Consider the following 11,599-nt stretch of genomic DNA (forward strand, 5'->3'; position numbering starts at 1 on the left):
CCTGTTCCCAGAGGTTGACAGGTGAGGTCATAGGACACCTCCCTTGGTGTTAGGAAGATAGAGAGTCATCATGACACAATATGGATCACGGCTGTAGTACTAGCACATACTTTCACTGGTTGTTACCGGTAACATTTTTAATGCAATAAGCAAAGGATGCAATCAACTTTTGCCTTCAACACACCTTATCTGTGATCTATATCAATTTATAAGCTGAAACGTGACAGCTAATCAGTAAGTCTACTTTTTAAGTTAAATTAGCAGAAGTTTTACTTATTACCGCCATATTCCCGACTTATCTCTTTCGCTGCCCGCATAACAAGGGCTCCCAGCTCAGTCACACGCTCATCAGAGATACGAGATATTGGGCCAGAGATAGAAATAGCGGCAAACGCTTCATGGTGCTCATCATAGATGCAGGCAGCAATACAGCGCAACCCAAGAGCATGTTCTTCATCATCAAATGAAAAACCCTGCTTACGGATTTGTTCAAGATTCTCTTTCATGGCGGCAGCGGTAGTATGTGTGTGCTGTGTATAGGCGTGTAACCCTTTTTTATGTAGTAATTGCAGGCATTTTTGTTCAGACAGTGTCGCAAGTAGTGCCTTACCTGCGCCAGAAGCATGCATTGGTAACTGGCCACCAATAGGCGCGGACATTCGCATCAATGCGTTACATTGCACTTGATCGACAATCACCGCTTCATATTCATCAATATTGAAAATAGCAAGATTGATAGTTTCGCCGGAATCTTCCATCAACTGGCGTAAAATTGGGTGAACCAGTACCATCAGATTGCGGCTTTGTAGAAAGCTGCTACCGACAACAAACGCATGTGATGCAATTACCCATAGGCCCAGATCGCCAACTTGCCGAACAAAGCCATGTTGTTGTAGCGTCGTCAAAAGACGATGGGTCGTCGAGTTAGGCAGACCGGCCTGAATAGCAAGATCAGTCAGGGCGACTCCGCTTTGTGAGTCAGAAATGAATTCCAAAAGGGATAAGCCCCGACTCAAGGATTGTACCTGACCGCCTGCTGCGGCACCGCCGGCTGTCATTTTAGTTTTTTTAGGGCGTTTATTGGCAATAGCGGTAGTCATAAGATTCCCTCTAAATTATCCTCTGCTTATAGGATGAGCAAGCGGAGTTAAAATGGAATTTGTTTTCGTTTTCTTATTATGAATGATAAAGGGTAGGAAAACACATCCGATGAGTGAAGGAAAAAGTATATTGAAAATCACATTTGGCAAACAAAAACATTTATCTGAGAATGAGTGCAGTCAACAAAGAGGCAACTTGAAAGGCAAAGTGTATAGGAGGGTATTCTTATTGCCGTAATGGAATGAGAATACCCGGGTGCATTGATTATTCTTCAAACAAATTCTTATGAAGGGTTTGAACCACTTCTTCAGCGTCTTGCCCGGGTACAAGCAGGCAGACATTATGGCTACTTGCACCATAGCTGATCATTCGGATATTGAAGGATTCCAGCGGACCAAAGATCTCTTTTCCTAATCCTCTGGCCTGTGACAGCTTATTACCGATAATCGCCACCAGTGCCAAATCTTCTTCAACCTCGACACGGCACAGTGTTGAAAGCTCTGTCAGTAGGGCATTAGTCAGCAAACTACCATTCGTGCTGGTGGAGCCTGTTGTATCCAGTGTTAACGCAACGCTGACTTCTGAGGTAGTAATCAGATCCACCGAAATATTATGGCGTGAAAGCAGGATAAAAATTTCCGCCAGAAAGCCTCTTGCATGCAGCATTTTCAGGCTGTGCAGAGTTAATAAAGTTTGTTTGCGACGCAGAGCCAGTGCCCGGAAGCGGGGCGGGTTTACCGTTCTGTCGCAAACGAGTGTACCGCCTGCCTGTGGTTGTTTACTTGAACCAACGAAAACAGGAATACCACAGCGAACGGCGGGCAGTAATGTTGCCGGATGGAGGATTTTGGCACCAAATGTTGCCATCTCAGCCGCTTCATCAAAAGCAATTTTATCAATACGCGTAGCTGTTGGGACAACACGAGGGTCTGTTGTGTAAATTCCCGGAACATCGGTCCAGATATCCACACGGCTTAGCCCGAGCGCTTCACCAAGTAATGCGGCGGTATAATCACTGCCGCCACGCCCTAATGTTGTTGTACGCCCTTTTTCTTCTTTGCCGATAAAACCCTGAGTAATAACAATTGTATTATTCAGGCGTGGCTGCAAATGTTGTTCAGCCAGAATATTGAGCTGGGTGGTATCAGGCTCTGCCTGTCCGAATTGGTCATTGGTGCGCATTATCCGGCGGATATCAAACCATTCGACATCCGTATTGCGCTGACGTAATAATTCAACAAACAACAGGGTGGACATGACTTCACCGTGGCTGACTAACTCATCAGTCAAGGCGTCAGATGTGGCGAGCGAAGCCGCTTCTGATAATGTAGCAATGTTATCCAACAGACGGTCAATCTCATCTTTAATCACATCTGTTTCATTCAATCGTCCGATAATGGCGTATTGAATGTCCCGGATCTGTTTCAGGCACTTCTCCCGTTTATCACTATTACAGCCGGAAGCTAATGTGACCAGCAAATTGGTTATACCTGCGGAAGCTGATAAAACGACGACGCGAACATCTCTGTTTGCCAGAATAATATCAGCACAGTTATTCATGGCATCAAAGTCTGCCACACTGGTACCACCGAATTTTGCAACAATATACTGCGACGAGGGAGAAGATACTGCACTCATGGATGATAGCCTTCTGTTTTAAAGATAGGCAATTAGAAATATCGGGTTAGCGGTAATGAGTCAATATTTGTTAATTAAGCATCAATATTTTTCATGATTAGAGGGAGATTATCGTTTTTGCCTATGTAATTATGACTGGAAATAATCGCTTATTTTGACCAATATCAGTCAGTAACAGGAAAAGGAGGTCCATCACAGTATTAACTTGTTACAATCCTGTGCATTCCTATTTTTATCTACAGTAGATAGAGAACATTATTCATGAAAAACATCAACCCTAGCCAGACTGAAGCCTGGAAAGCATTGCAGCAACATTTTGAGCAGATCAAAGATACTCACCTGCGAGATCTGTTTGAGCAGGATAAGGCGCGCTTTGCGACATTCTCTGCCACATTTGACGATCAGATTCTGGTGGATTATTCCAAAAACCGTATTACCCCGGAGACACTGGAGAAATTACAGGATCTGGCGAAAGAAACTGATTTATCCGGGGCTATTCATAGCATGTTTTCCGGTGAAAAGATTAACCGTACTGAAGATCGCGCTGTACTGCATATTGCTTTGCGTAACCGCAGTAACTCTCCGATTAAGGTTGATGGGGAAGATGTTATGCCGCAGGTCAATGCGGTACTGGCAAAAATGAAATCATTCAGTGAGCGCATTATTGGTGGGGAGTGGAAAGGTTATACCGGTAAGGCCATTACTGATGTGGTCAACATCGGCATTGGTGGTTCAGATCTTGGCCCATATATGGTGACAGAGGCACTGAAAGCCTATAAGAATCACCTTAATATGCACTTTGTATCTAATGTGGATGGCACTCACATCGCTGAAACGCTGAAGTCTCTGGAGCCGGAAACCACATTGTTCCTGATTGCATCAAAGACTTTTACCACTCAGGAAACGATGACTAACGCACATTCTGCCCGTGATTGGTTCTTGCAAAGTGCAGTTGATGAAGCACACGTTGCCAAACATTTTGCCGCTCTTTCAACGAATGAACAGGAAGTCAGCAAGTTCGGTATTGATCCGCAAAACATGTTTGAGTTCTGGGACTGGGTCGGTGGCCGTTATTCCCTTTGGTCTGCGATAGGTTTATCCATTGTCCTGTCCATTGGATATGATAATTTCGAGCAATTGCTGAATGGTGCCCATGCAATGGATAAGCATTTTGCACAAACTGCGCCCGAACAGAATATTCCGGTTATTCTGGCGCTGATTGGCATCTGGTATAACAATTTCTTTGGCGCAGAAACTGAAGCGATTCTGCCTTATGATCAATATATGCATCGTTTTGCTGCTTACTTCCAGCAGGGAAATATGGAATCAAACGGTAAATATATTGATCGTAATGGAAGCCCCGTGGATTATCAGACCGGGCCGATTATCTGGGGTGAACCGGGTACCAATGGTCAGCATGCTTTCTACCAGCTTATCCATCAGGGAACGAAACTGATCCCATGTGATTTTATTGCACCGGCAATCAGCCACAACCCAATTGGCGATCATCACAGTAAATTATTATCTAACTTCTTTGCACAGACTGAAGCGCTGGCTTTTGGTAAAACTCAGGCTCAGGTAGAAGCCGAATTTGTTGCTGCCGGAAAGAATGTACAGGATGTGGCAAATGTTGTGCCATTCAAAGTGTTTGAAGGAAACCGTCCGACCAACTCAATTCTGTTACGTGAAATTTCACCATTTAGTCTGGGCGCATTGATTGCCATGTATGAGCATAAAATCTTTGCTCAGGGCGCAATTCTGAATATCTTCTCATTCGACCAGTGGGGCGTTGAGCTGGGCAAACAACTGGCAAACCGTATCCTGCCTGAACTCCACGATTCAGAAAGCGTAAATAGCCATGACAGCTCTACAAACGGGCTGATTAATCGCTTCAAAGAATGGCGTTAATCTGATTTATCATTTTATATAATCTGCTATCCCCTCAATAACACTATTTATTGGGGGGATATTTTTTGCAATCTACATAATTTGTTATCAACTTTTTATTTTATTGGTCTGTAACATGATATCCTCACTTCCCATTCGTTGCGCTGTCGGAGACGTTGATATTCTCCGCAATTGGAAAATGACATGGCAGATGACACAATATTAACCTCTACTCCTATTCACTGGTTTTCAACTGACGAAGCCAACACGCCTGAGAGTATTCTGGACTGGCTGATGGAAGTTGGTTCAATGACTCGTCGTTTTGAACAGCATTGCCATCATGTCACTGTCACACCATTTCGGGAATGCTTTATTACAGCTGAAGAGCTTGGTGATGAAAGTGAGCACTTACCTATAAGTGAAAAATACTGGCTGCGGGAAATTATCCTGTTTGGCGATAATATTCCGTGGTTGTTGGGACGAACAGTGATCCCGAAAGAAACATTAACAGGGCCAGATAAAAAGCTGGTGGATTTGGGAACGGTTCCTCTTGGTCGCTACCTTTTTAGTGGCAATAACCTGACGCGGGATTATATTCAAATAGGGTTACAGGGCCAGCGTTGGGCGAGACGATCTTTACTGCGTTTATCAGAAAAGCCATTATTACTTACAGAAATATTTTTGCCAGAATCACCTGCATATAAAATTAAATAAGAGATAAGGGAGAAACAGATTGGAGGTCAGTATGACGCAAAATAAATGGCGTGCCTATTGCCGTTTAATGCGTATTGATAAACCTATTGGCGTATTGTTACTAATATGGCCAACCTACTGGGCATTATGGATAGCAGCAAAAGGTGTACCCAATTTACATATCCTGTTGGTCTTCACTTTGGGTGTCTTTTTCATGCGGGCAGCAGGGTGTTGTATTAATGATTTCGCCGACAGAAAATTTGACGGACATGTTGAAAGGACAAAGTCTCGTCCGCTTCCCAGTGGTGATATCAGCGTAAAAGAGTGCAAAATTTTATTTAGCATACTCGTGCTGATCTCTTTTGCACTGGTTTTGACGCTGAATAAAATGACGATTGCCTTATCCTTTGCCGGATTAGGGTTGGCGTGTGCTTATCCTTTCGTTAAACGGGTCAGTAACCTGCCACAGGTTGTATTAGGTGCGGCCTATGGCTGGTCAATTCCAATGGCTTTCTCGGCGGTAAGTGAGTCCTTACCATTAGAATGCTGGTTATTATTTCTGGCAAATGTCATATGGTCAGTAATCTACGATACCCAATATGCGATGGTTGATCGTGATGATGACCTGAAAATTGGCGTGAAATCGACAGCAGTTTTGTTCGGGCGTTTTGATAAGCTGATTATTGGTATTTTGCAGCTCATTATGCTGGCAATTCTTATTGTGGTTGGCTGTCTGGTTAATTTGGGTGGAATGTATTACTGGACGGTATTACTGGCTGGTGCGCTTTTTATTTATCAGCAAAAACTCATTTTTGACCGTAGTCGTGAGCAATGCTTTCAGGCATTCATGAACAATAATTATGTTGGTTTTGTTTTATTCCTCGGCATTCTTTTCAGCTATGTTTTTTAACCCTATATTTTTAAAGAAAATGGTTTAACAAAACGGGCGGCCATAAAATGACCGCCCGTTTATCTATTTGTCAGATTTTATTTTCAGAACAGTATGTTATTCCTGAATTTCATCTGTCGACTCTTGATCACTGTGTTCAGGAGGCATACTGACACTTTCAATCGTCAGGCGGATCTCGGGAGACATCAGCTCACTTAACACCTGATAAAGCGCTTGGGCATTTGTGGTAACGATGTTGCTACTATCCTGGATATAACCTTCCTCCCGCAATGTATTAACAGAACAGGCGAACACAGCTTTATCGAAGAATTCCGGCGCATTAATACCATGCAACACTGACAAACGCTGTGCCAACATCCGGCTCTCTTTTTCCAGTGCACCACGGCTGATATCCGGAGTGGCATTCAGTAAAGAAAGCGTGATGGCATAGCGTTGCAGAGTTTCCCGGATACCTGCCGCCAACAATTGTAGTGGACGGATACGCTCAGGATTGAGTACCAGCACTTCCTGCTCTTTATTGCAGATCAGGCGTTGGCGTACCAATTCATCAATCAAGGTATTTACTACATCAGGCAATTCCGCCTTACTGTAACGCATGAACAGTTCCTGCTTGAGCAGAGGGTAAATCAGCTCTATCTGCCTGAGCAGTTCAGTGCGGCTAATACGGCGATGATGCATCACGATACTGGCGATTAAGGATGGCAGGATCAACAAGTGCTGGATATTGTTACGATAATAGGTCATCAGTACCGCGCTTTCACGAGGTAGGATAATGATATCCCCAAGACTGTCGTTTTCGACCTCAAATTTATTCATCCGTAAAGCGTGATCCAGCAGCTCTTCTGCTGTTTTGGCCGGAATAGTGACATCGTTAGTGTAAGTAACATTGCTCATCAGCTGCATATAGCAATCTAATTGCTCAATAAGCTGCTCACGAGTAAGTGCTCGCTGACGTGATGACAATAAAGCTGTACTGCATAAATTAATTGCATTTGCAGCAGCGGCATTATTGATATTCACCATAATATTATCCGCCAGTTTGCTGACCGTTGGGGTCAACCATGTCGGACGTTGTGCTTCTATTGGATCGATGGACTCACGCCATTCAGGAACATGCTGGTTCAGATATTGTACTAATGGGATTGGCTCACCAAAATTGACGTAACCTTGCCCCAGATTACGCAGCTTGCGCAACCCACGAACCATCTGGAAAAAGCCTTCTTTCTCTTTGGTTGCACCACGTAATTCTTTGGCATAAGTTGCAACCTCCATCACATGTTCATAACCGATATAGATCGGCACAATCGTGATAGGTCGTGACTCTCCACGTAACATTGCCTGCAATGTCATGGAAAGCGTACCTGTTTTCGGATCGAGCAAGCGGCCTGTTCGCGAGCGCCCACCTTCAACAAAGTATTCAACAGAATAACCACGGGAAAACAGTTCACCCAGATATTCGCGGAAAATAGTTGAATAGAGTTTATTGCCTTTAAACGTGCGGCGGATAAAGAATGCGCCAAGACGGCGGAATATCGGGCCAGCTGGCCAGAAATTCAGGTTAATGCCCGCTGCGATATGTGGTGGAACCAGACCCTGATGATAAAGCACATAAGACAGCAACAGATAATCCATATGGCTACGATGGCATGGAACATAAACAAGTTCATGACCATCCTGAGCCAATTGGCGGATACGTTCGCCATTATGGACATTGATGCCCTGATAGAGACGGTTCCACGTCCAACTCAGTACACGGTCTGTTATGCGAACAGTTTCATAGGAAAAATCAGCGGCAATCTCTTCCAGCATATTGATTGCGTTCTGTTTCGCTTTTTCTGGCGAAATTTTCTTGCTGCGAGCCTCATCAGCAATCGCTTTTTCAATCGCTTTTGATTCCAGTAACTTTCTGAACAGATCTTGCCGCGCAGGTAAACGTGGCCCGACAGCAGCCAAACGTTGGCGGGAATAGTGTATGCGTGCAACGCGGGCGAGTTTATTGGCAATAATTGTATCTGTGCCATGTTCATCAGCAATACTGCGTAATGATACCGGTGCGGAAAAACGGACAAAACTATCTCGCCCAAGCCACAGGATTGCAAAAAACTTCTGGATCCCGTTAAGCAGGCGTAGCTGAGGAGCTGTATTGGTTTCCTGACCTTCACGCCCGGGAGAGCGCCCGAACATCACAGAAACAGGCACCATCTGAATATCTAAATCAGGATTACTACGATGTAAATCCAGATAAGAATGGAAAATCTTCACAGACTCATGTTTAGGCGCATAGTAACTGAATACACGCGGGCCATCATCAATGAAGACATAGCTTGGAAGCTGTGTATCATCAATATCCAAAGGCGCTAGCGGATCAGGTAAATCCTGAGCAAGACACTGTTGACGCAGAGTCAATAAATCGGCCTTTGAATGATACGGTAACACATACAGAATAGGCCGAGTCGTATCAAGACTCAGCTCCGTAACAGGAACCGTTGGAATAAGTTTACTTTTAACTAAAAGTTTTATCGGCAAATTCAATAAGTTGTAATATATTTTACGCCAAGCTGACATAACTGCTTTAAGCCTCTTGTTAGCAATGCGCGGCAAGCATACCAGAAACAGATTTTGAGATCTGTGTAAATAAGATAATAATAGGGACTAAAAGTTATATGATCTTAAAACTATTATGATTCTTGAAGAAAATTTTTATGGCTAACCAATCAACAGGTTTAACCCGCATAATTAAAGCGGCTGGGTACTCGGCAAAAGGTATTAAAGCTGCATGGAAAAATGAGGCTGCATTCCGACAGGAGGTAGTTTTAGCTATTTTAGCAATTATTGTGGCATTCTCCTTTGATTTCGGCATGTTTGAGAGACTTTTTCTCATTAGTTCAGTTATGTTAGTGCTTATTGTGGAAATGCTTAATAGCGCTATTGAAGCGGTTGTAGACCGTATTGGCAGCGAATATCACGAACTATCGGGGCGAGCAAAGGATATGGGCTCAGCTGCGGTATTTTTAGCCATGATTTTAGCACTATTTACGTGGGTGATAATTATTTGGTCGTATTTCACCCGTTAATGTGGTGTATTTTTCGTCAAAAATCGTTATTTAGCGGCTTTTACATTCTGACTGGTTCCCAATTCAATTTTAGCTGTATATACTCACAGTCAGACTGTATAAACAAACAGGGGGCGAAATGAAAGCATTAACAGCCAGGCAGCAAGAAGTTTATAACTTGGTGCGTGACCATATTTCGCAGACGGGTATGCCACCGACACGTGCTGAAATTGCCGCGCGTCTTGGTTTTCGTTCACCTAACGCAGCAGAAGAGCATTTAAAAGCACTTGCGCGTAAAGGGGTGATAGAAATTATCGCTGGTGCTTCCAGAGGTATCCGTTTGCTACTTGAAGAGGAAGATGAAGGGGCTGGATTACCACTCATTGGTCGTGTGGCTGCTGGTGAACCACTATTGGCTCAGGAACACATTGAAAGCCATTACAAAGTGGATCCGGAATTATTTAAACCGAATGCTGATTTTCTATTGCGTGTCCGTGGTATGTCCATGAAGGATATCGGTATTATGGATGGTGATTTACTCGCTGTGCATAAAACGCAGGATGTTCATAACGGGCAGGTCATCGTGGCACGGATTGAAGATGAAGTCACAGTAAAACGTTTCAAACAAACAGGAAACAAGATAGAACTGATTGCTGAAAATCCTGAGTTTAAGTCTATCGTTGTGGATTTACGCGAACAGAATTTCACCATTGAAGGGTTAGCAGTTGGCGTGATTCGTAACGGGGATTGGTTCTGATTGTAAAAGCGGATAATTATACATTACCCATTCTGGGCGGTCATTTTTCGTAGTACCCGCTAAGCACATGTTTATGCGGGGACGTAGAATTTAATGAATTTATCATCAAGTAATGACCGCCTGATAAGGTAATTTCAAACTCACTCCATACACGAGTTTGTTTCATGGCAAGAAGAGCATAATCCGTGGACTTCTATGACACTGTGCCGCAAATGAAACCCTGCACGCTGTGCTAAATTTTGTATCGCTGATTCGATATCTTCAGCATCCTGCTCGGTAACAGAACCACAATTATCACAAAGAAACATTGCTGATGTATGGCATGGTTCTTCAAAGTGATGACACACCACATAACTATTTGTAGATTCTATTTTGTGAACAAAACCCTGCTCCAGTAAAAACTCTAACCCTCGATAAACAGTTGGCGGCTTTGCCTGTGGCTCAACTTCACGTAGCAGATCCAGCAAATCATAAGCACTGATTGCACCCGGTTGGGCTGAAATCAAGCGCAGAATTTCAAGGCGTTGAGGTGTTAAACGAACCCCTCGTGACAGACAGATTGCTTCAGCCTGCGTCAGTAATTTTTTTTGATTGATAGTTTTCATTACACCTCTCACACCTACACGATGCTAATGACTTAATATTACCATGTTTTTTGTGGCTGAGAGAGGTGTTCACACGATGTATTCTATTCTTAGATCATTTTAAGGCCTTTGAATGGATTCCAGCTATCATCACCTTCTTTTTCTTTTAGGTAATAAGAATAATTAGCTGTTACACCATATAATGCAGCATTCATAGCTCCCAGAAAAATACTAATAAAATTTGCAGTTTCAAGGGATAGAGGGACTATCGCGCTAATCATAAAGAAAGCAAAAAATAAAGCGACCCCGATACCGAGTATGGTTAATCCTTTTTTCCACATTCCAAGTACAATAAAGTAGAGAATGCCAAAGAAAAATGCAAAGAAGTTCATATTTATCTTGATGCGCGTTATATAAGGTGCCTTTTTAAAAGCAGCTTGATATTCTTTAGAAGAAGGAGCCCCATTTTTTTCAAAAAATTTAAATCGTTCTTGCCAGTTCTTAGAGTATTTAGAGATGTCCATTTTATGCCTTAATTTTATTTTTTCTTACGCACTAATATAGTGTGGTGATTATCTTAAGATTAAAGCTAATCACAGATATCCGTTACTTTTGAAACCCATTTAGAAAGATATTTACCTCAGCTATTTTTTAAGATAACAAAAAATCTTCTCTGAGAATCAAAGATACTTATGTTAAAACACTAGAACAATTATTATCAATACTGATTTTATATACATATTTTGGCATTAATCACTATGCCAATTGTTTCATTTTTTATTTTCTTATTAGCGATGTGAAATTATTTGGCTTTATAATTATGCATGTGAAACCATATTTCTAAATGTGCAATACAAATGACTAAGTTAAAATGATGCTAAATAACTTTTCATAATAGTGAGACACTCGATTTACTTTCTCTGAAAGAGTCTATTTGCAGATTTTTTCAAGAATTTTTTCACATTACTGAGCAGTT

General features: G+C 42.6%; 10 protein-coding genes. 5 read left to right on the top strand and 5 right to left on the bottom strand.

All coding sequences use genetic code 11. The features are described from left to right. Positions 1–269: 269 nt before the first annotated feature. Together iclR and lysC are read right to left on the bottom strand one after the other, a co-directional pair. Positions 270–1,100: a glyoxylate bypass operon transcriptional repressor IclR gene (gene iclR / locus AACS92_RS17465; protein WP_099111846.1), complete on the bottom strand. Its 831-nt coding sequence runs from the start codon at positions 1,098–1,100 to the stop codon at positions 270–272. Between the two features lie 265 nt (positions 1,101–1,365). Further along, the gene (gene lysC / locus AACS92_RS17470; protein WP_099111847.1) at positions 1,366–2,739 is read right to left on the bottom strand and encodes a lysine-sensitive aspartokinase 3; all 1,374 of its coding nucleotides are present in this window, start codon (positions 2,737–2,739) and stop codon (positions 1,366–1,368) included. A 261-nt stretch (positions 2,740–3,000) separates the two neighbouring features. Here lysC and pgi point away from each other — a divergent pair, with 261 nt between their 5' ends. The 3 genes from pgi to ubiA all read left to right on the top strand — a co-directional run bounded on the left by pgi (position 3,001) and on the right by ubiA (position 6,229). Beyond that, entirely contained in the window at positions 3,001–4,647 is a 1,647-nt protein-coding gene (pgi, locus tag AACS92_RS17475) for a glucose-6-phosphate isomerase (protein WP_099111848.1), read from the top strand. A 183-nt stretch (positions 4,648–4,830) separates the two neighbouring features. Continuing rightward, positions 4,831–5,340 (top strand): chorismate lyase, encoded by a 510-nt coding sequence (gene ubiC, locus AACS92_RS17480; protein ID WP_099111849.1) that lies wholly within the window; start codon positions 4,831–4,833, stop codon positions 5,338–5,340. A gap of 31 nt (positions 5,341–5,371) precedes the next feature. Beyond that, entirely contained in the window at positions 5,372–6,229 is an 858-nt protein-coding gene (ubiA, locus tag AACS92_RS17485; protein ID WP_169926680.1) for a 4-hydroxybenzoate octaprenyltransferase, read from the top strand. Positions 6,230–6,325: 96 nt separating this feature from the next. Here ubiA and plsB read toward each other — a convergent pair whose 3' ends face one another. Beyond that, on the bottom strand, positions 6,326–8,794 hold the full coding sequence (gene plsB, locus AACS92_RS17490) for a glycerol-3-phosphate 1-O-acyltransferase PlsB (protein ID WP_099111851.1): 2,469 nt from the start codon (positions 8,792–8,794) through the stop codon (positions 6,326–6,328). A 137-nt stretch (positions 8,795–8,931) separates the two neighbouring features. Between plsB and AACS92_RS17495 the strand changes: the two genes are divergently transcribed. Continuing rightward, the gene (locus tag AACS92_RS17495) at positions 8,932–9,303 is read left to right on the top strand and encodes a diacylglycerol kinase (protein ID WP_099111852.1); all 372 of its coding nucleotides are present in this window, start codon (positions 8,932–8,934) and stop codon (positions 9,301–9,303) included. Between the two features lie 118 nt (positions 9,304–9,421). Continuing rightward, on the top strand, positions 9,422–10,039 hold the full coding sequence (lexA, locus tag AACS92_RS17500; protein WP_099111853.1) for a transcriptional repressor LexA: 618 nt from the start codon (positions 9,422–9,424) through the stop codon (positions 10,037–10,039). A gap of 140 nt (positions 10,040–10,179) precedes the next feature. Here the strand turns inward: lexA and zur are convergent, their stop codons facing one another. Together zur and AACS92_RS17510 are read right to left on the bottom strand one after the other, a co-directional pair. Then, positions 10,180–10,644 (bottom strand): zinc uptake transcriptional repressor Zur, encoded by a 465-nt coding sequence (zur, locus tag AACS92_RS17505; protein WP_099111854.1) that lies wholly within the window; start codon positions 10,642–10,644, stop codon positions 10,180–10,182. Positions 10,645–10,733: 89 nt separating this feature from the next. After that, on the bottom strand, positions 10,734–11,147 hold the full coding sequence (locus tag AACS92_RS17510) for a DUF2628 domain-containing protein (protein ID WP_099111855.1): 414 nt from the start codon (positions 11,145–11,147) through the stop codon (positions 10,734–10,736). Positions 11,148–11,599: the final 452 nt, after the last annotated feature.

The organism is Xenorhabdus sp. KJ12.1, from assembly GCF_963876495.1.
GTDB classification, from domain to species: domain Bacteria; phylum Pseudomonadota; class Gammaproteobacteria; order Enterobacterales; family Enterobacteriaceae; genus Xenorhabdus; species Xenorhabdus stockiae.